This is a genomic window from Marinobacter sp. H13 (assembly GCF_059072335.1).
Window position 1 is genome coordinate 1733105 of record NZ_JCACRU010000001.1, and the last position, 19169, is coordinate 1752273.

17 protein-coding genes are annotated in these 19169 nt (G+C 58.6%); 7 read left to right on the top strand and 10 right to left on the bottom strand.

Going from position 1 to position 19169, the window contains the following annotated elements; all coding sequences use genetic code 11:
* Positions 1–16: 16 nt before the first annotated feature.
* Positions 17–766 (bottom strand): sulfate transporter CysZ, encoded by a 750-nt coding sequence (gene cysZ, locus AC5JQH_RS08145; RefSeq protein WP_092030554.1) that lies wholly within the window; start codon positions 764–766, stop codon positions 17–19.
* A gap of 85 nt (positions 767–851) precedes the next feature.
* Between cysZ and AC5JQH_RS08150 the strand changes: the two genes are divergently transcribed.
* Positions 852–1268, top strand: a complete 417-nt coding sequence (locus AC5JQH_RS08150) for a VanZ family protein (protein ID WP_473805722.1) — start codon at positions 852–854, stop codon at positions 1266–1268.
* A gap of 405 nt (positions 1269–1673) precedes the next feature.
* On the opposite strand, the gene AC5JQH_RS08155 is transcribed toward AC5JQH_RS08150, so the two are convergent.
* A complete protein-coding gene (locus AC5JQH_RS08155) occupies positions 1674–2372 on the bottom strand; it encodes a class I SAM-dependent methyltransferase (RefSeq protein ID WP_493791084.1) in 699 nt (232 codons plus the stop codon).
* Between the two features lie 133 nt (positions 2373–2505).
* On the opposite strand from AC5JQH_RS08155, the gene mnmH reads away from it, so the two are divergent.
* From mnmH to AC5JQH_RS08180, 5 genes are all read left to right on the top strand, one after another.
* A complete protein-coding gene (mnmH, locus tag AC5JQH_RS08160; protein ID WP_273069541.1) occupies positions 2506–3609 on the top strand; it encodes a tRNA 2-selenouridine(34) synthase MnmH in 1104 nt (367 codons plus the stop codon).
* A gap of 141 nt (positions 3610–3750) precedes the next feature.
* Positions 3751–4584 carry a mechanosensitive ion channel family protein gene (locus tag AC5JQH_RS08165; protein WP_493791083.1) on the top strand — a complete coding sequence of 278 codons (834 nt, stop codon included), beginning with the start codon at positions 3751–3753 and terminating at the stop codon, positions 4582–4584.
* Between the two features lie 170 nt (positions 4585–4754).
* Positions 4755–5312, top strand: a complete 558-nt coding sequence (locus tag AC5JQH_RS08170) for an aminoacyl-tRNA deacylase (RefSeq protein ID WP_008172962.1) — start codon at positions 4755–4757, stop codon at positions 5310–5312.
* Positions 5313–5394: 82 nt separating this feature from the next.
* Positions 5395–6690 carry an FAD-dependent monooxygenase gene (locus tag AC5JQH_RS08175; protein ID WP_493805465.1) on the top strand — a complete coding sequence of 432 codons (1296 nt, stop codon included), beginning with the start codon at positions 5395–5397 and terminating at the stop codon, positions 6688–6690.
* 41 nt (positions 6691–6731) lie between these two features.
* Positions 6732–7097, top strand: coding sequence for a histidine triad nucleotide-binding protein (locus AC5JQH_RS08180; RefSeq protein WP_482902161.1), 366 nt, complete (start codon positions 6732–6734; stop codon positions 7095–7097).
* Positions 7098–7252: 155 nt separating this feature from the next.
* Here the strand turns inward: AC5JQH_RS08180 and phoU are convergent, their stop codons facing one another.
* The 5 genes from phoU to AC5JQH_RS08205 all read right to left on the bottom strand — a co-directional run bounded on the left by phoU (position 7253) and on the right by AC5JQH_RS08205 (position 12741).
* A complete protein-coding gene (gene phoU / locus AC5JQH_RS08185) occupies positions 7253–7975 on the bottom strand; it encodes a phosphate signaling complex protein PhoU (protein ID WP_088558819.1) in 723 nt (240 codons plus the stop codon).
* Between the two features lie 33 nt (positions 7976–8008).
* Positions 8009–8896 carry a phosphate ABC transporter ATP-binding protein PstB gene (gene pstB / locus AC5JQH_RS08190; protein ID WP_041645688.1) on the bottom strand — a complete coding sequence of 296 codons (888 nt, stop codon included), beginning with the start codon at positions 8894–8896 and terminating at the stop codon, positions 8009–8011.
* A gap of 11 nt (positions 8897–8907) precedes the next feature.
* Positions 8908–10182, bottom strand: a complete 1275-nt coding sequence (pstA, locus tag AC5JQH_RS08195) for a phosphate ABC transporter permease PstA (protein WP_053113208.1) — start codon at positions 10180–10182, stop codon at positions 8908–8910.
* Entirely contained in the window at positions 10175–11563 is a 1389-nt protein-coding gene (gene pstC / locus AC5JQH_RS08200) for a phosphate ABC transporter permease subunit PstC (RefSeq protein WP_491713301.1), read from the bottom strand. Before pstC ends, pstA begins: the two co-directional genes overlap by 8 nt.
* 137 nt (positions 11564–11700) lie before the next feature.
* Positions 11701–12741, bottom strand: a complete 1041-nt coding sequence (locus tag AC5JQH_RS08205) for a substrate-binding domain-containing protein (RefSeq protein WP_414673567.1) — start codon at positions 12739–12741, stop codon at positions 11701–11703.
* Between the two features lie 197 nt (positions 12742–12938).
* On the opposite strand from AC5JQH_RS08205, the gene AC5JQH_RS08210 reads away from it, so the two are divergent.
* Positions 12939–13343: an acyl-CoA thioesterase gene (locus tag AC5JQH_RS08210; RefSeq protein ID WP_286811128.1), complete on the top strand. Its 405-nt coding sequence runs from the start codon at positions 12939–12941 to the stop codon at positions 13341–13343.
* A 12-nt stretch (positions 13344–13355) separates the two neighbouring features.
* On the opposite strand, the gene AC5JQH_RS08215 is transcribed toward AC5JQH_RS08210, so the two are convergent.
* The 3 genes from AC5JQH_RS08215 to AC5JQH_RS08225 all read right to left on the bottom strand — a co-directional run bounded on the left by AC5JQH_RS08215 (position 13356) and on the right by AC5JQH_RS08225 (position 19163).
* Complete coding sequence (locus AC5JQH_RS08215) at positions 13356–14348, bottom strand: dihydroorotate dehydrogenase-like protein (RefSeq protein ID WP_491713300.1); 993 nt, start codon at positions 14346–14348, stop codon at positions 13356–13358.
* Positions 14341–17934: a pyruvate:ferredoxin (flavodoxin) oxidoreductase gene (gene nifJ / locus AC5JQH_RS08220; protein ID WP_493805466.1), complete on the bottom strand. Its 3594-nt coding sequence runs from the start codon at positions 17932–17934 to the stop codon at positions 14341–14343. The genes AC5JQH_RS08215 and nifJ overlap by 8 nt, the downstream gene beginning before the upstream one ends.
* Before the next feature lie 110 nt (positions 17935–18044).
* Positions 18045–19163, bottom strand: a complete 1119-nt coding sequence (locus AC5JQH_RS08225; protein WP_273157397.1) for a tRNA-queuosine alpha-mannosyltransferase domain-containing protein — start codon at positions 19161–19163, stop codon at positions 18045–18047.
* Positions 19164–19169 lie beyond the last annotated feature (6 nt).

The window sequence follows — 19169 nt, forward strand, 5'->3', positions numbered from 1 at the left end:
GAAACCTCCAGACCAATTAAGTTCTTGTGGCGCCGTTCTCACGCACCCAGTAAGCCGTCGCCCCACATACCGCCGCCGGCACGACAAACAGATTCAGCACCGGCACCATGGCGGCCAGCGCCACCGGCAGGCCAAAGCCGAAGGCAGACAGGCGGGTGTCGCCGAGCAACCGTCGCAGTGCGGGGAAACTGACCTTGTGGTTGTCTGCCGGGTAGTCCACGTATTGCAGCGCCATCATCCAGCTGTTGAACAGGAACCAGAGAACAGCAGCCACCAGATTAACAACCGGTATAAGACCGATGATCAGTAAACCGATAGCCCGCGGCAGGTAATACAGGATCTTCTGAACCTCGCGCCAGAGTGCGCGGGGAATATCCTTGATGATCGATGCCCAGCTGTCATCGGTATTCACCTCCTGGCCGGTCAGGTGCTTTTCTGTCAGCTCGGCAAGATAGCCATAGAAAGGGGAACCAATCAGATTGGCAACGATCACAAAGCCGTAGGCGAGCATCAGTACGATGACCGCCCCATACAGAATCCAGAACAACCAATCCAGTGCCTGAAGCCACGCCCAGTCAGGCAACCACGACATCGCGGCGGCAATCAGGCCTGCAAACAGCTCTCCCATGAAGAAGAACAGCAATCCGAAGAGCAGAATATTGATAACCAGTGGAATGATGACGAACAGCCGAAGACCGGGCTGACGAATCAGGCGGAAACCCTCACCCAGGTAGCCCAGTCCACGAAAAAAATTACCCTTGAGCATAGCTGGCAGGACCTCCGCTTCAATGACAATGACGGGGTGCAAAGCATATCATGTTGGCAACATTCCCACAGCCCGAGAACGCTCAGTGACTTCCCCGATGGATACCTTGAAACAACAACTGACCAGCCTGCTGCAATATCGCCCCCTCTGGCAGGTAGCCTTTGTGGTTTCCGTTCTGGCCATCGGGTTTCTGGCGACAACCGACAGCCCTCATGCCATACCTTCATCGTCGAACGACAAGGTGAACCATCTGATCGCCTTCCTCGAGCTCACCATCCTCACCCGGCTGGCCTGGCCGGAGCTCCGGGCCATCTGGTTTGCGCCGGCGCTGCTGGGCTTTGGTCTTGGCATTGAGCTTATCCAGGCAACCCTGCCCTATCGGGAATTTTCCCTGGCCGATCTGGCTGCGGACGGCGCCGGCATTGCTATCGGACTTCTTCCCTGGCCCGGCATCCGAAACGCCGGAAAACCGGATTTGCGAAATTCGCCAGAATCGCTGTGAGATATCTCTTACAAAGGCGTGAGATCTTGCAGTGACGTTGTGTGCGCGGCAGTGCCAGAAACTCTTTAGGAAAAAGCTAACTCACTGATAACTTTATTTTATTGGAGACACCCACGCTGACATCTCCTGCGATGCGTGCACAGTTCACACGTTTGTCAGAATCCAGTTGGTATATTGTTGTTGTCAAGGATGACAGGGAAATGGACGACGCACTGGATGCACCCCGGCAAGGACCGCGGGGAGAGGTAGGGACACAAGGACGCCTCGCTTAAGGGATAACTATTCGGATAGCCGGCTCGGATGCCGGCACCACGGAGTGGCTCAAGGATCTCGCAACACGGCTGTTGCCAAATGCGCAAGGATGCGCCGACCTGTTCCGAGAAAGGGTAACCGTTTGGTTGCCCTTTATTTTTTTATAACTTCTTTTTTCTCACCTCTGATCCATCTCTGGTTGTTCTCGGCCAGGTAGATACGAACCTTATTGAACTCCTCGAATTCGTTAAGATCCGGCCAGGTCCGGGCCTCAAGCGTTGCCTGCTTGCGGAAGGCATCGTCACCCAACACTTTCATCCGCGAATCCGCCAGCAGCACCCGAGGAGCCGCCTCGCGTAAAACGCCGAGCAACGGCCGGTTTTCCGGATCGTAGAGCACATCCGCAGCGGTCACGACATCTATTTCGTCCGGCCGGGCTGCCCAGTCAGGGCAAAGGCCAACGGAAACACCATTGAGAGCCGCATTCGCCTTGGCCGCGTCCAGCGCAGCCGGATCAATGTCACAGGCGATGGCTTCCCTGGCTCCGGCCATTGCCGCCGCGACAGCCACGATTCCGGATCCCGAGCCGAAATCCAGGACGCGCTTGCCCTCAACCCAATGGGGATTGTCCAGAATCCAGTTGGCGAGCACCTGGCCGCTGGCCCAGCAGAACGACCAGTAGGCGGGTTCGGCAACGACCGCCTGGGCCTCTTCGTGCGATAACGGCCCCTCAAGCACCCTCGGGTCAAAGAGGTACAGGGCAATGCGCTCACAGCCGGCAGGACGGGAAACGGCCACCCGGCCTCGGGAGAGGGTTTTGCGCAGGTGCTGATTCAGACTGTCCACTGACATGGGGTACCCAACCTCAATTTTCCGGAAGGCGTTATTGTACCCGTGACCAGTACGGGAAACAGGCGGCGACAAGCAGAAAAACCCCATTTCCGCTATACTGCCGCCTCCATCTGACAACTGGTTTACCGCTGAAATGGCAAGCAGACCCGACACCGACGACTACCTTTCCCTGTTCCTGAACGATGTGCCGCTGATGGACGTCCGGGCACCGGTAGAGTTCAGCCGTGGCAGCTTTCCGAATACCGAAAACGCGCCCCTGATGAACGATGAGGAGCGCCATCGGGTTGGCATCTGTTACAAGGAGAAAGGTCAGGACAAGGCGATTGAATTGGGGCACCAGCTTGTGTCCGGTGACATCAAGGCCCAGCGCATTGAAGCCTGGAAACGTTTTGTCGCCCGCCACCCGAACGGCTACCTGTTCTGTTTTCGGGGCGGCCTGCGCTCCCGGCTCACTCAGCAGTGGATCCGGGAGGCCGGCATTGACTACCCGCTGGTCAAAGGCGGCTACAAGGCATTGCGCCGATTCCTGATCGACAGTCTGGAAGCGCAGATCGAATCCGGCGAGTTCCGCATTCTCAGCGGGCGCACTGGAACCGGCAAAACGCGGGTTCTGCAACAGTTACCCAATCCGGTGGATCTTGAAGGCCTGGCCAATCACCGGGGCTCCAGTTTCGGGCGTCAGGTAACACCGCAGCCTTCACAGATCGATTTCGAGAACCGGCTGGCGGTCGCCATGCTCAAAGCCCGCCACCTGAACAGTGGTCCGGTCTATCTGGAAGATGAAAGCCGCCTGGTGGGCCGTTGCGCCCTGCCCGAATCCCTCAAGGAGCGCATGGCCAGGTCGCCGTTGCTGATCCTCGAGCAACCGATGGAAGAGCGTATTGGCATCATTCGCGAAGATTATGTTGAGGGAATGTACTCGGATTACGTGGATCGCGACGGGGCCGAAGCAGGCTGGCTGAATTTCCGGGACTATCTGCTGAGCGCCATTGACCGCATCCGCAAGCGCCTGGGCGGGGAGCGACACCAGCAGCTGCGCGGCCTGATGGACCAGGCACTCCTGCAGCAGGAAGCCACCGGAGAGACAGCGGCCCATAACGCCTGGATCCAGTCACTGCTCCAGGATTATTACGACCCAATGTACGACTACCAACTGGGCAAGAAAGAAGGCCGGATTCTTGTTCGTGGAGGCCCCAAGACCATTCTCGACTGGGCCAACAAAAGCTCGGTTGCGTAAGGCCCTGACTGAATATTACGCCTGCAGTACACACTCACGACATTTGTCTGCTATATAAAGAAGTAGACGAATCATGTTGTTGCAGGAATTTGTCCGTTAATCCGACACTTATGAAAAATACCAACGAACAAGGAGTCCTTTATGGAAGACCTATTTGGCGCTGAAGGCGGTGCCTCGGAACTCATGAATCAGGCCATGGCTCTGGTCATGACATACGCCCCCAAGGTCGTGTTGGCCATTGTCACTCTGATTGTGGGCATGTGGCTGATCAACCGGTTTGTCGGCGTTCTAGATAACAAGCTGGGCAAAAAAGACCCCACTCTGAACAAGTTTCTCTGCGGCCTCATCGGAGCAATCCTCAAGATTCTGCTGCTGATCTCTGTCGCCTCCATGGTCGGCATTGCCACCACCTCCTTCATTGCCATTATCGGTGCTGCCGGCCTGGCCGTCGGTCTTGCGCTTCAGGGCAGCCTCGCCAACTTCGCCGGCGGCGTGCTGATCCTGATCTTCAAACCGTTCAAAGTTGGTGACGCGATTGATGCTCAGGGCTACCTCGGCTCCGTCCGCGAAATCTCCATCCTGTACACCATCGTCGACACCTTCGATAACCGCCGGATTGTGATCCCCAATGGTCAACTGGCCAACGCCAGCCTGACCAACCTGAGCGCCTATGAAACCCGTCGCTGCGACATGAGCTTCGGCATCGGCTACGGTGATGACATCGACAAGGCCAAGGCCATCTGCAAGCGCCTCATTGAAGAAGACGAGCGCGCACTGAAGGACCCCGAACCACTGATCGTTGTTGGTGCACTGGGCGAAAGCTCCGTCGACCTGACCGTTCGGGCCTGGACCAAATCAGGTGATCTCTGGCCCTTCTACTGGGACATGCATGAGAAAGTGAAAAAAGCATTCGACGCCGAGGGTATCAGCATTCCGTTCCCCCAGCGCGATATTCATATGATTAAAACCGACTGAGATTCGCGATCGGTTTCTCATTGATACATCCGGTTACTCGCAAACTGCGTAACCTCGACTAAGCTGACCATTAATGGCGGGGTTGACCAACCCCACCAGGCCATCGGGGCCAGGCAATCAGATCAACACAGGCTCCGGAACGCTGTCATTGCTGGTAGGAGGTTGTCACTATGCCGGTACAGCAGTTGAAGGAATTCCTCGATGAGGCAGGTGTGGAATACATGTGCCTCTCCCACCCTCCTGCATTTACCGCCCAGGAACTCGCCCACCACGTCAAGATTGCCGGCGACCGTGTCGTCAAAACGGTGATCATCGAACTGGATGGCAAAATGGCAATGCTGGTGATGCCGGCCACCTGGCGAATCCGCTGGGACAGGTTATCCCGCATCCTCGACACCGACTTTCTTGACCTCGCTGACGAACAGGAATTCCAGGACCGCTTCCCGGATTGCGAGGTAGGCGCCATGCCCCCCTTTGGCAACCTGTTCGGAATGACCGTGTACTGCGCGGAAGCCTTGACCGAACAGTCGGAACTTGCCTTTGCGGCGGGCAGTCACAGTGAATCTGTCCACATGAAGACCGCCGATTTCATTAACCTCGTGCAACCGATGGTACTGAACCAGGGCTTCAACAAACCCGGAGCCCAGAAGCCCGCCTGGCTGGTCAAAGGCCGTCGCCGGCCGGACGACGTTGCCAAGCAACGGGTATCAGGAATGGCCGGCTACTGAGGCTTTTCCTGCCGGCTTGATCCCGGTCTCTTGTCTGGCTGCCGCCATCGCGTAAACTGGGGGCATCAGACAGGAAACCGATATGACTCAAGCCTTTGATATTGTGGTAGTTGGTGCCGGCATGGTCGGTGCTGCCCTCGCCACTGGCCTTGGCCAGAATGGCTTCCGCGTTGCCCTGGTAGACCGGGCTCCGCCGCCCGCCTTCGATCCAGAAAACGCCCCCGATATACGGGTATCTGCCCTCAGCGCCGGCAGCGAGCGCTATCTTCAGAGCCTGGGCGCCTGGGACCATATCCTTCACATGCGGGCAACGCCCTACAAACGACTGGCCGTATGGGATGAAACCCGCTATCCACTGCAGAACCTGGTGCCCCGAAAACTGGCTGAGGTCCAATTCGACGCCACCGAGCTGGGCGCCCACCACCTGGGACACATCGTCGAAAACTCAGTAACCCAACAGGCGCTCTGGCAAACCGCCGAGGCCTGCCCCCAGATATCCCTGTTCCACGGTCAGGGTGTCGCCTCACTGGCGCAGTCCGGTGATACAGCCACGGTCACCCTGGATGACGACCGCGAGCTGCTAGCAAGCCTTGTAGTCGGTTGCGATGGCGCCCAATCCCGGATCAGGGACCTGGCCGGCATCGGCGTAACCCGTAACCAGTATGACCAGCAGGCAATGGTTATCTCGGTACGCTATCAGGGGCCGGTTGAAGACATTACCTGGCAGGGCTTTCACCCCTCGGGGCCCCGAGCCTTCCTGCCATTGCACAGTGCCGGTCCGGAACATCCGGGTGAAAGCTGGGGCTCCCTGGTCTGGTACGATTCGCCCGATGAACTGGCACGCCTGAAAGCCCTGGACGACAGCACCCTGATGAGCGAAATCCAGTCGTCGTTTCCCGCGAGTTTGCCCTTGCTGACCCACATCGACATCAAAGCCTCGTTCCCCATCGCCCGCCAGCACGCCAAACAATATCACTCTGGACGAGTGGTCCTGGCCGGTGATTCTGCCCATACCATCAACCCGCTGGCCGGCCAGGGGGTGAACCTGGGCTTCCAGGATGCCCAGGCCCTACAGGCAGTCCTCAAGGAAGCCAGGCGCGCCGATGATGATCTGGCCGCCCAGAAGTGGCTGAACCTTTACGAGCAACAGCGCCGACCAGCGAACCGCAGAATGATGCTGACCATGGATGTGTTTTACCATCTGTTCAGTAACCGGATTCCGCCCGTCCATCTGCTGCGCAATCTGGGCCTGGGCGCCGCCCGCGCCCTGCCCTTCGCCCGCAACCGGGTGGCCCGCTACGCCATGGGCATCGACGAGGAACTGCCGGCCGTGGTGCGGCAGATAGCCTCCCGGATTCCGGGCCTGAATCAGCTTTAGAGCCAAACAACAATCCCAAGGACAAGTGAAAAGGAGCCACCATGTCAAAGACGATTTTCACCAAGATCATCAACCGGGAAATTCCCGCGGACATCCTCTACGAAGACGACATCGCCCTCGCTTTCAGTGACATCAATCCTCAGGCACCGGTGCATTTTCTGGTCATCCCGAAGAAGGCCATCGCCACCATCAACGACATTACCGAAGAAGATCGGGAGCTGGTGGGGCATCTGTATCTGGTGGCAGCGAAGATTGCCAAGGAGAAGGGGTTTGCGGACGACGGCTATCGCGTTGTCATGAACTGCGGGGAGAATTCTGGGCAGACGGTGTTTCACATCCACCTGCACGTTCTCGGTGGCAAGCCGCTGGGCTGGCCGCCCTATACCGACAAAATGAAGCAGGCCTGATTGTTTTAGGCCTTGGGTGCCGGCAAGCGGTCCGGTAATGCTGTTTGGGACACGCTCAAGGCATCCATGCGCGCTTAGCTTTCGCCATCCATGGACGGCTCGAGCGTGTCTCGGAAAGCCGCACCACGCGGCGGCCCTCCTCCCAGGCCAAAAAATCAGCGGCCGACGACTTTCTCAGCCTCTTCAACCGGCGTATGACGAACGTCCTCGCCTTTGACCATGAAAATCACGTTCTCAGCAATGTTACATGCGTGGTCACCCACCCGCTCCAGGGCACGGAGCACCCACATCACCGACATGCACCGTGAAATGTTACGGGTATCTTCCATCATGAACGTCAGCAGGGTCCGAGCAGCTGCCTGATATTCCTCATCGACGCGTTTGTCTTCCTTCATGATCCGCAGCGCCTGCTCCGAATCCAGCCGGGCAAAGGCATCCAGGGCATCGTGAAGCATGCTGAGCACGTGGGTGCCAATGTGGCGTACTTCCACATAGCCCCGCGGGGCCTGGCCTTCTTCCTGCAGCTTGATCGCAAGCTTGGCGATTTTCTTGGCCTCGTCGCCAACCCGTTCAAGGTCGGCCACCATCTTGATGACCGAGATCACCAGACGCAGATCCCTTGCCGTCGGCTGGCGACGGGCGATGATCAGGGTGGCTTCCTCGTCGATTTCCACTTCCATCCGGTCAACTTTCTTGTCGTTGGCACGGATTTCGTCGGCCAGATGACCATCGCCATCCACCAGGGCCTGAATGGCGTTCTCGACCTGGGATTCCACCATGCCACCCATTTTCAGGAACTCGGTCTTGAGTTCCATCAGTTCGTTATTGAACTTGTGGGAGATGTGATCCCCGTAAACTTCGTCCTTCTTCGTAGGCATACTGTTCTTCTCCAAAATTCCTCAGGTCCGGAATCAGCCGAAACGGCCGGTGATGTAGGACTCGGTCAGTTCATGTTCCGGCGAGGTGAATACCTTGTTGGTCTCGTTCACTTCCACCAGGTGCCCCAGGTGAAAGTAGGCCGTGCGGTGGGATACCCTGGCCGCCTGCTGCATCGAGTGGGTCACGATAACGATCGTGTAGCTTTCGGACAGTTCGGCAATAAGCTCTTCCACTTTCGCGGTCGCGATAGGGTCCAGGGCCGAGCAGGGCTCGTCCATCAGCACCACTTCCGGGCTCACGGCAATTGCACGGGCAATACACAGACGCTGTTGCTGGCCGCCGGACATACCGGTTGCGTTGGCGTCCAGGCGATCCTTTACTTCTTCCCAGAGGCCGGCCTTGCGCAGGCTGTTTTCCACAATCTCGTCCAGATCCGACTTGCGGTTGGCCAGGCCGTGAATCCGGGGACCGTAAGCCACGTTGTCATAGATGGACTTGGGAAAGGGGTTCGGCTTCTGGAATACCATACCGACCCTGGCCCGCAGTTCGACCACATCCCGCTTGGGGTCGTAAATGTCGTGGTCGTCCAGTTGCAGGGAACCCTTCACACGACAGATATCGATGCTGTCGTTCATGCGATTCAGGCAGCGCAGGAAGGTGGATTTGCCGCAACCGGATGGGCCGATGAAGGCAATGACTTCGTTACGGCCAATATCAAGGCTGATCTTCTTGATCGCGGGGGCATCCCCGTAGAATACCTCGACATCCCGAAGCTTGAACTTGGGGTCGTCCGAGTAAGGCTTACCGACGGTCTTGCCTTCCTCGATGATGGTTTCAGCGGGCTTCGATTCCTGAACTGGCACGGCAACCTCGTCCGGTTGGGTAACTTCACTGGTAATGGTTGTATTCACACTATTCATCTTGATTCTCCTTACCACCGGCGCTCGAGACGTTTGCGCATCCAGATGGCCAATGCGTTCATACTGATCAGGAAGGCCAGCAGCACCATGATGGCTGCCGACGCTCGCTCAATAAAGGCCAGCTCCGGGCTGCCCGCCCACAGGAACACCTGCACAGGCAGCACCGTCGCCGAATCGAAGAACCCGTCGGGTACGTCCACAATGAACGCCACCATACCGATCAGCAGCAGCGGTGCGGTTTCACCCAGTGCCTGGGCCATACCGATGATGGAACCGGTGAGCATACCCGGCATGGCCAGCGGCAGCACATGGTGCAGAACTACCTGCATCTTGGATGCACCGATACCTTCAGCGGCCTCCCGGATCGAGGGTGGTACGCTTTTGATCGCGGCCCGGCTGGAAATGATGATGGTCGGCAGAGTCATCAACGTCAGCACCAGACCACCAACCACCGGAACCGAACGTGGCATCCCGAACAGGTTGATAAACACCGCGAGGCCAAGCAGACCAAAGATGATGGAAGGAACCGCCGCCAGGTTGTTGATATTCACCTCGATAAAATCGGTGAATTTGTTCTGGGGCGCGAATTCTTCCAGGTAGATCGCCGCGGCCACACCAATCGGGAACGAGAGGATCAGGGTAACGAACATGGTCAGCAGCGAACCGACAATGGCGCCAAGAATACCTGCCTTGGACGGATCACGGGAATCGCCGCCACTGAAGAACACATCATTGAACGATGTCTCGATAACGTCCCGCTCCAGAAGCTCATCGACCCAGGTTTTTTGCTGGTCGTTCAGCTTGATCGAGTAGGCATCATCCCCTGCATGCTTGACGTAGACATCCACATCCGTGTGCGTGAGAAAGGTCATGGTCTGGGTGGTGCCCAACCAATCGGGGTTTGCCTTCAGGGCATCCCGTAGCGTCACCGAGGCGTACGGGTTGATCAGCTCGCGAACCTGATTCCGGTCATCCTCCGTTGCTCCAGGGATCTCCTTGATCAGTGCCTGAACCAGAGGCTCGACAAAATCGGCCATCTTGATCTGACGCTCGTCCGTGGGATCATCCAGATACATCATCTCACCATCCAACTGCACATCCATGGTGATGGTGGTCTTCACGAAGCCGGTATAACCCTTGCCGATGATATCGGTGAACAGGATTAACAGGGCCCCCAGGGCAATGGCGATTGCCATGATGCCGTAGGCGCGGAAACGGCGTTCCTTACGGTAGCGACGCTTGAGCGACTGGCGGACAATCTCCGCCTGTGAACGTTGGTCAGTCATACTGTTCCCGATATTTGCGTACGATTTTCAGTGCAATGACGTTGAGCAACAGGGTTGCCAGGAAGAGCATGGCGCCCAATGCGAAGGCAGCCAGCGTCTTGGCGCTGTCGAATTCCTGGTCACCGGTGAGCAGGGTCACGATCTGCACGGTTACGGTGGTAACCGTTTCCAGCGGGTTGGCCGTCAGGTTAGCAGCCAGACCAGCGGCCATGACCACGATCATGGTTTCACCGATGGCCCGGGAGACCGCCAGCAGAATACCGCCCATGATGCCGGGCAGTGCAGCCGGGAAAATCACCTTTTTCATGGTCTCGGACTGGGTGGCTCCGAGCGCAAGAGAGCCATCACGCATGGCCTGGGGCACGGCATTGATCACGTCATCCGACAGGGAAGACACAAACGGAATGATCATGATGCCCATAACGGCACCAGCGGCCAGGGCACTCTGGCTTGATGCCTCGATACCCATGGATGCGGCCAGATCGCTGATAAACGGCGCAACGGTCAGCGCGGCGAAGAAACCGTAAACCACGGTGGGAATACCGGCCAGCATTTCCAGCAGCGGCTTGACCACACCACGAACTTTTTTGCCGGCATACTCGGACAGGTAAATCGCTGAAAGCAGCCCCACCGGCACGGCCACAACCATGGCAATAGCTGAAATCAGGAGGGTGCCAGTGAACAGGGGGATCATGCCGAATGCACCCTGGGACGCAACCTGATCAGCCCGAAGTGCGGTCTGGGGACTCCAGTGGCTGCCAAAGAAAAATTCGGTAAACGGTACCTTCTCGAAGAACCGGAACGTCTCGAAGGCCACCGAGAAAATGATGCCTATAGTGGTCAGGATGGCCAGGGCCGCACAGGCGAAGAATACCCACTTGAGAATGGCTTCAACCTGGACACGGGCATTCAGGCGCGGCCTGATTCTCAACCAGCCAAGGAAACCCGCGAGCACGGCAACCGAGATAACCAGCGCAGACATGAGGAACCGGCTCTGAGTGCGCAAGGCCTGCAAGCGTTCAGCAGCCTCAGCGATCGGTGCCTCCACGAACCCGGGCGGTAACGCCCCACTGGCCACGTTACTGATTTTACTCAGCAGCAGGCTGGCTTCACCGTCGGTCGTCGGTACCATGCCGTCTGGCAGGCCACCAATCACAATCAGCTGAATGACTTTGCCCTGGAATGCTGCCCACAAACCGAGCACGATAAGCGCGGGAATACCACTCCACAATGCCGCCCGGGCCCCATAATAGAAAGGAAGGGACTTGAGATGACGGATCCCACCCATCGGCATCGCCAGCGACCGGGAGCGGGCGTAACCAAGCCAATAGGCCACGATCGCCAGCACCAGTGTCAGTAATAAAAGATTAGCCGGTTGCATGAAAATTCCTGTATTCGACTTCGTATTGGCGCACAGTTTACAGATTCAGCTCTGCACTGGCACCGGATCGTCCAAACGTGCAAAAGGTGCGGGCCTCAATCGAGACCCGCACCTCTGTTCTTGACCGGACGGCGGTCTTACTTGAGCTCGTCCAGGGTCAGGTTCGGCATGTTTTCTGCCTTTTCCATCAGGTCCATCAGGGCAGCACGGGGCGGCACGATCAGACCAACATCTTTCAGGTAGCCGTTCTGGCCCATGGCAGCGTTGCTGGTGAACTCGCTAACGTACTCCTGGATGCCGGGAACCACACCAACGTGTGCTTTCTTCACGTAGAAGAACAGTGAACGGGCTACCGGATACTCATCCGCAGCAATGGCTTCAGCAGTCGGTACCTTGCCATTCAGGGTAGCGGCCTGCAGACGGTCGGAGTTTTCTTCCATGAAGCTGTAACCGAATACGCCGTACATCCCGGCATCCCCAATCAACTTCTGCACGATCAGGTTGTCGTTCTCACCCGCCTCGATAAATACGCCGTCTTCACGAACGCTTTCACAGATGGAAGCGTGCTCGTCCTTGCTCAGGTCAGCGGCTTCGGGCAGCTCATCGCAACCAGCGGCCAGGGCCAGCTCGTTGAACGAGTCACGGGTACCGGAGGTCGGAGGGGGGCCCATCACACGGATCGGCTTGTTCGGCAGACTGGAATCAACGTCGCTCCAGTTTTTGTTCGGGTTGGCTACCCACTCGCCGTTAACAGGCACTTTGGAACCCAGGGCCAGGAACAACTGTTCAAGCGTGAGTTCGAGGTTCTCGGCATTCTTGGAGCTGGCAATAACGATACCGTCAGAACCGATACGGAACTCGGTGATGTCCTTAACACCATTGCTCTGGCAAAGCTCGAACTCGGAAGTCTTCATCCGACGCGAGGCGTTGGTGATGTCCGGGTGCTGGGTACCGATACCCTGACAGAACAGCTTGAGACCACCGCCGGAACCGGTGGATTCCAGCTTGGGTGTGCTGAAGTCGGTCTTGGTGCCGAAACGCTCGGCAACAACTGTGGCGAACGGATAAACAGTTGAGGAACCCACGATGCTGATGGTGTCACGGGCCATGGCCGGTGCAGACATGGCGGCTACGGAGCCGGCCAGTGCAACAGTCGCGAGTGCTTTGTTCAGTTTCATCACGTCAAGTCTCCATGATTCGGTTTGGACGTTGTGTCGGATGTGTTTTACCGATGTGTGCAGACTAATAGCACTCTGTGACAACTTTGTTACAGCATCTGAAATATAGTCCGGAATCTTCAAATTTGCTTGCAGCGGCGCTCCAGCCCGTTACCATGCGTGTTAAAACAATTCCAGGTTCGCAAGAAGGCAGTACTATGACCGCGCTAGACGATGACAAACCCATGCCCCGTGGTGACCTCACCCTGCAGATAATACCGCTTCCCGCGGACACCAACGCCAATGGCGATGTCTTCGCTGGCTGGCTGGTGAAACAGATGGATCTCGCCGCCAATACCATGGCAGGACGGATTTCCCAGGGCCGTAACGCCACCGTGGCCATGGACCGGATGGAGTTCCTGTCACCGCTGCGAGTAGGATCTCAGGTAGGTTGCTACTGCGAACTCGTCGATATCGGTCGCAGTTCCATGAAAATCAGCGTGGAAGTGTGGACCCTTGACCGTACCGCCAAGAATCCACGCAAGGTAACCGAGGGCCTGTTCGTCTACGTTGCCATCGATGAGCACGGTCGAATAAGGGAAGTGCCAGAGCAAGTGCTCTGAACCTTCACCACTCTATTTCCAGCCGTGCAGAAGGCGGGCGTAATTAAGGCGCTCCCAGGTTCGGGCATTGGGGGCGTTCGCCATAGACAGAACGCCCTGTGCTTCTGCCAGCGAGCGGTACCCCATTCCGGAGAGCCGAGCATTCATTTCCCGGGTAATCCTCGACAGGGCGCCGGCACCCTCCGACAGCAATGCGGAGACCACCTGCACTGCGGAAGCGCCCGAAAGAATCGCTTTTGCCGCATCATCACCACTGTGAACGCCACCCGAGACGGCCATCTCCAGTGATGTCTGGCCATACAGCATGGCCGCAGCGTGCAAGCGCAACGGCAGCTCGGCGCTGGATGAAAGCACCACTTCCCGGCTCAACTCCAGCTCGTCCAGGTCCATATCGGGCTGGTAAAACCGGTTGAACAGAACCAGCCCGTGGGCGCCAGCCGCTTCAATACCTGCCACAAAAGCCGGCAACGCCGAATAGAAAGGCGATAGCTTGACGCTGACCGGAATGCTCACCTGCTCAGTCACTGACCTCACTACCGCAAGTTGCCGCTGTTCCAGTGCTTCAGCTGTTTCATTCGGATCCGATGCCAGGTCATAGAGATTCAGTTCGATGGCATGGGCGCCCGCCGCTTCCAGCTCGCGTGCATGCCTGGTCCAGCCACCCGTCGAGATACCGTTGAGCGAGGCAATCACCGGCACACCCAGTGAGTGTCGCAGTAGCTCCAATCGCTGCAGGTAGCTGTCCGATCCCATCTCGAACAGCTCGGATTCCGGAAAAAACGATCGGGCCTCGGCGTCCGTATTGATCCGGGAATCAATAAACCGGTGGGCCGCCATCTGCTCCTCCACCAGCTGCTCCTCAAACAGCGAATGCATGACCACGGCACCGGCACCTGCCTCAACACAGGCTTTCAGGGCGTCCAGGTCATCGGTCAGCGGACTGGCGCCAACCACCAGGGGCGAGCGGAGTTCCAGCCCCAGCCAACGGGTTGCCAGCTCAGTCATGACGTTCACCCTTCTCGTTACCTGCTTCCGAAGATTCGTGGGGCTCAAAATGTATCCCCGCCAGCTGCTTATAGAGCTCACGCTGTTCCGTGGCCGCCTCCGACGCCGCAGCCACCAGCTGTTCGTAGCGTTGGGGATCCCTCAGCTCCAGCATCCGGAACCGGGCTTCTTCCTGCATGTAGGCTTTCATGGTGACTTTCTGGCGCAGAGAGTCCAGTTGCAGGGGCGGCAGCCCTTCGTGAATACGCCGGGGATCAAACCGGTACAGCGGCCAGGCCCAGCTGTCCACCGCCCGCTTCTGCTGTGCCGGGGAGTGCACCAGGTCGTAACCGTGGGCAATGCAGGGGCTGTGGGCAATGATCAGCGCCGGGCCATCGAAGCTCTCCGCTTCCTGCAGAGCCTTGGTGGTGTGGTTGCTGTGGGACTGCATGGCGATCTGGGCTACGTAGACATGGCCGTAGCTCATGGCGAGCAGGCCCAGATCCTTCTTGCGGGTGGCCTTGCCGGCGGAGGCGAACTTGGCAATGGCACCCATGGGCGTGGCCTTGGATTGCTGGCCGCCGGTGTTGGAATAGACTTCGGTATCCAGCACCAGCAGTTTCAGGTTCTGGCCCGAGGCCAAAGCGTGGTCCAGCCCGCCATAGCCGATATCGTAGGCCCAGCCATCGCCACCAATCACCCAGACACTTTTCGGGCAGAGCTCGTCGGCCAGGCTGTCGAGTTCCCGGGCCTCTGGAGCCTGCTGGTCCGCCAGCCAGCTGCGGAGCTGCTCAATCGCTGTGCGCCGGGATGCCATTGCCGATTCATCAACGGTGGTGCAGGCGCTGGTCAGCTCAGAGTAGAGCGCGCCAGGCAGTTGTCCCTGGAACCCGTCCAGTAACTGCCGGGCCCGACCCACGAGTTTGTCCAGCCCCAGACGCATGCCCAGTCCCAGTTCCGCCGCGTCTTCGAACAGCGAATTGTTCCAGGTGGGCCCCCGGCCGTCGGCGTTGACCGTATAGGGTGTGGTGGGCAGATTGCCACCGTAGATCGAGGAGCAGCCCGTGGCATTGGCAATCAGCAGCCGATCTCCCACCAATTGGGTCAGCAGCCGGATGTAGGGCGTTTCGCCGCAGCCGGAACAGGCGCCGGAATATTCGAACAGGGGAATCAGCAGCGGCAGGGATTTGAAATCACGGGGGATGCGATCCCTGGGCACATCCGGCAACTGCCGGAAGAACGCCAGGTTGTCCGCCTCCACCTCGCGGTGCTGCTCGATTGGCTGCATATTGATGGCTTTGCGTTTGGGCTGGGTCCGGTCCTTTGCCGGGCAGACCTCGACACACAAGCCACAGCCGGTGCAGTCATCAGGCGCCACCTGAATACGGTAATCCAGTCCCTCCAGCTCCGAGGTGTGGGTTTCCGGCACCACCTCGAACGCCTCTGGCGCCCCTTTGACCGTCTCGGGCTCAAACACCTTGCTGGTGATCGCGGTGTGCGGGCAGATCATTGCGCAGAAGTTGCACTGCACGCAAAGGTCAGATTCCCAGATCGGGATTTCCAGAGCGATACTTCGCTTTTCATACTGGCTGGTTCCCGTTGGCCAGGTACCATCCGGCGGAAAAGCACTGACCGGCAGCTTGTCCCCCTGCCCTTCCAGCAACAGGCGGGTGACTTTCTGCACAAAGTCCGGCGCATCCTCCGGCACTCTTGGTGGCCGGGTGCGGGTGGCCGTTACCTTGTCCGGTACCGGTACCTCGTGCAGGTTGTCCAGCGCCGAGTCCACCGCTTCCACGTTGCGACGCACCACTTCCGGCCCGCGGCGGCCCCAGGTTTTGCGGATGGATTCCTTGATGTGGGCAATGGCCTCATCCCGGGGCAGGATATCCGCCAGGGCGAAGAAGCAGACCTGCATCACGGTGTTGATCCGTCTTTCCAGACCCGCTTTTTCCGCCACTTCGGCGGCATCGATCACAAACAGTCGGGCCTTGCGCTCAACCAGCGCCCGCTGGACCTCTTCCGACAGCCGGTCCCAGACCTCCTCTTTCGGCCAGGGCACATTGAGCAGCACCGTGGCGCCCTCGGCAGCGTGTTCGAGCACATCAAACCGCTCCAGAAACTGGGGCGCGTGAATGGCGACGAACTGGGCCCTGTTGATCTGGTAACTGGAGCGGATCGGCAGCGGCCCAAATCTCAGATGGGAGACAGTGGTAGCGCCGGATTTCTTGGAGTCATAGACAAAATGGCCCTGGGCAAACAGCTCCGTGCCCTCACCCAGGATCTTGATGCTGGCCTTGTTGCTGCTGACAGTGCCATCGGCACCGAGACCGAAGAACAGCGCCCGGCGGGTTTTCGGGGATTCAATATCCAGTTCGCTATCCACCTCCAGCGAAAGGTGGCTGACATCGTCCCGCACGCCGACGGTGAAGCGGGTTTTCGGCGCTGCCGCTTTAAGTTCGTCGAAAATGGCGCAGACCATGGCCGGCGTAAACTCACGGGAAGACAGCCCATATCGGCCGCCAATCACCCGGGGCAGTACCTTCCGATCCCCCCGGCTGTAGGCCTCCATCAGGGCACCGCTGACTTCCAGCAACAAGGGCTCACCCTGGGCTCCCGGTTCCTTGGTGCGATCCAGCACCGCGAGATGTTCGACGGTATCGGGCAAAGCGTCCAGAAAACGCGACGTGGCAAAGGGCCGGAACAGGCGCACCTTGAGGACCCCGACTTTCTCGCCCTGCTCCAGCAGCCACTCCACCGTCTCATGGGCGCATTCGGCCCCGGAACCCATCAGGATGACCACCCGGTCGGCCTCGGGGTGGCCGAAATAATCAAACAGCCGGTACTGGCGCCCGGTAATGCCGGCAAACCGGTCCATCACGGCTTCAAGTTTGTCCGGAAACGCCTGATAGAACGGGTTGATTGCCTCCCGGGCCTGGAAGAAGGCGTCCGGGTTCTGGGAGGTGCCCCGAACCACTGGCCGGTCCGGCGTCATCCGGCGGCTACGATGCGCTTCGACCTCTTCGTGCGATACCAGCGCCTGCAAATCCTCGTCACTGAGCGCTGCAATCTTGGAAATCTCATGGGAGGTCCGGAACCCATCGAAGAAATGCATCACCGGCACCCGGCTTTCGAGGGTCACGGCGTGGCCAATCGCGGCCATATCCTGAGCTTCCTGAACCGACCCCGAAGCCAGCAGGGCAAACCCGGTACCGCGGGCACTCATGACATCGGAATGGTCGCAGAAGATAGACAGGGCGTGGGTGGCAATGCTGCGGGCGGCAATGTGCATGCAGAACGGCGACAGTTCACCGGCAATCTTGTATAGATTGGGCAGCATCAACAGCAGCCCCTGGGAGGCAGTAAAAGTGGTCACCAGGGAACCGGCCTGCAGCGCCCCGTGCATAGCACCGGCCGCACCGGCCTCGGACTGCATCTCCACCACACTGGGCACCTGTCCCCAGAGATTGGGTTTGCCCAGAGCTGCCCAGTCATCAGCGTGTTCGCCCATCACTGAAGCGGGCGTAATCGGATAGATGGCAATGGTCTCGCTCAGGCGGTAAGCCACTGAGGACACCGCTTCATTGCCGTCGAGGGTATGAAACTCCATGGCCACGACTCCCTGTGGTGAGGCCGGCAGACAGCTTTGAGTCTAGTATCGACGGTGACAACCGCAAGAGGGCGGGTTTGATCTGAGACAGGTTTGGGGAAGAAACAGGATCAGGACTTGCCTGCTCCGGTTTTGATCAGGTGCTGAAACAGGAACTGGTAGTCTCCGGCCAGTCTGGATGCCCGCCAACCTTCTGGCGGACAGGCTGATGCGCCCTTTTCCAGCATGGCTTCGAGGCTGTCGGCGGCAGCTTCAGCCTCTCGCTCCGCATCCTGTTCATGGCTGTCATAGCGACACAGTTCCGGCACGTACTCGCGATAGGCCAGGCGATCCGGCGCCAATGGGACACAACCTGACGCCATGGCTTCGAGCATCGACAGCCCCTGGAAATCGTGCAAAGCCGTGGAGATCACAATATCCGCCTGACGCAGCAAATGATCGTAGTCTTCACGGCTTTCCAGAAACCCCCAGTGTTCGATGCAAGGACCAAACTGTTCCCGGATCCGGTCAAATGCTTTCGGATAGCTTCGAAATCGCTCACCCACCACACTCAACCTGAACGGCATCGAACGCTGGTCCAGCGCCTGCAGGAACTTCAGCAGACGATCAGGCCCCTTGTCGTATTCCCAGCGATGGTTCCAGAGCAGATGGGGGCAGGCCCGGTTCATAAGTGGACGGCGATCAACAAACAACCGGGCCTCGATCGGCACCGGTATCACCCTCGACTTGTCCCGCAGGGTTTCGATCAGGCCCTCGGGCACTGCGTCGGGCAGCTTTTTGAGGAAAGAGTCGGCGCCAGCCAGAAAACTGTCCCGGTTCCAGCCACTGTTGAACACCACACAATCGGCCGAAAGCGCGCTGTACAGGTTCACCATCTGCGGGTCAGCACTGGCGTTCTGGCCGCTGGATACCGGGAAGGCGAACTGGTTTTCGTGCATGTAGAGCAGGCAGGGAGTGTGAGCAACACGCGGGTGCAGCCCTCGGAGGGTTGCCAGATCCACCATGGATGTCGCAATGATCAGATCCCAGTGTTCCTGCAGGAGTGACTCGTTCAGCCAGCTCAGTGGATTGCCACGGATACGCCAGCGGAAGAATCTTGGCGGCAAAGCAAGAAACTGCCATTCATAACGCGGAAACATGGCGCTCAACTGCTCCCGCCAGCGCCTGTGACTGGCGGCATCGTAGCCAGACAGAAGGAGTATTCTCGGCGTGGTTCCAGAGGTCGTCATACGATG

What these genes read in the sequence shown, in the direction of transcription:
- cysZ (WP_092030554.1), bottom strand. Translation starts at nt 766, where the DNA reads ATGCTCAAGGGTAATTTTTTTCGTGGACTGGGCTACCTGGGTGAGGGT.
- AC5JQH_RS08155 (WP_493791084.1), bottom strand. Translation starts at nt 2,372, where the DNA reads ATGTCAGTGGACAGTCTGAATCAGCACCTGCGCAAAACCCTCTCCCGA.
- mnmH (WP_273069541.1), top strand. Translation starts at nt 2,506, where the DNA reads ATGGCAAGCAGACCCGACACCGACGACTACCTTTCCCTGTTCCTGAAC.
- AC5JQH_RS08165 (WP_493791083.1), top strand. Translation starts at nt 3,751, where the DNA reads ATGGAAGACCTATTTGGCGCTGAAGGCGGTGCCTCGGAACTCATGAAT.
- AC5JQH_RS08170 (WP_008172962.1), top strand. Translation starts at nt 4,755, where the DNA reads ATGCCGGTACAGCAGTTGAAGGAATTCCTCGATGAGGCAGGTGTGGAA.
- AC5JQH_RS08175 (WP_493805465.1), top strand. Translation starts at nt 5,395, where the DNA reads ATGACTCAAGCCTTTGATATTGTGGTAGTTGGTGCCGGCATGGTCGGT.
- AC5JQH_RS08180 (WP_482902161.1), top strand. Translation starts at nt 6,732, where the DNA reads ATGTCAAAGACGATTTTCACCAAGATCATCAACCGGGAAATTCCCGCG.
- phoU (WP_088558819.1), bottom strand. Translation starts at nt 7,975, where the DNA reads ATGCCTACGAAGAAGGACGAAGTTTACGGGGATCACATCTCCCACAAG.
- pstB (WP_041645688.1), bottom strand. Translation starts at nt 8,896, where the DNA reads ATGAATAGTGTGAATACAACCATTACCAGTGAAGTTACCCAACCGGAC.
- pstA (WP_053113208.1), bottom strand. Translation starts at nt 10,182, where the DNA reads ATGACTGACCAACGTTCACAGGCGGAGATTGTCCGCCAGTCGCTCAAG.
- pstC (WP_491713301.1), bottom strand. Translation starts at nt 11,563, where the DNA reads ATGCAACCGGCTAATCTTTTATTACTGACACTGGTGCTGGCGATCGTG.
- AC5JQH_RS08205 (WP_414673567.1), bottom strand. Translation starts at nt 12,741, where the DNA reads ATGAAACTGAACAAAGCACTCGCGACTGTTGCACTGGCCGGCTCCGTA.
- AC5JQH_RS08210 (WP_286811128.1), top strand. Translation starts at nt 12,939, where the DNA reads ATGACCGCGCTAGACGATGACAAACCCATGCCCCGTGGTGACCTCACC.
- AC5JQH_RS08215 (WP_491713300.1), bottom strand. Translation starts at nt 14,348, where the DNA reads ATGACTGAGCTGGCAACCCGTTGGCTGGGGCTGGAACTCCGCTCGCCC.
- nifJ (WP_493805466.1), bottom strand. Translation starts at nt 17,934, where the DNA reads ATGGAGTTTCATACCCTCGACGGCAATGAAGCGGTGTCCTCAGTGGCT.
- AC5JQH_RS08225 (WP_273157397.1), bottom strand. Translation starts at nt 19,163, where the DNA reads ATGACGACCTCTGGAACCACGCCGAGAATACTCCTTCTGTCTGGCTAC.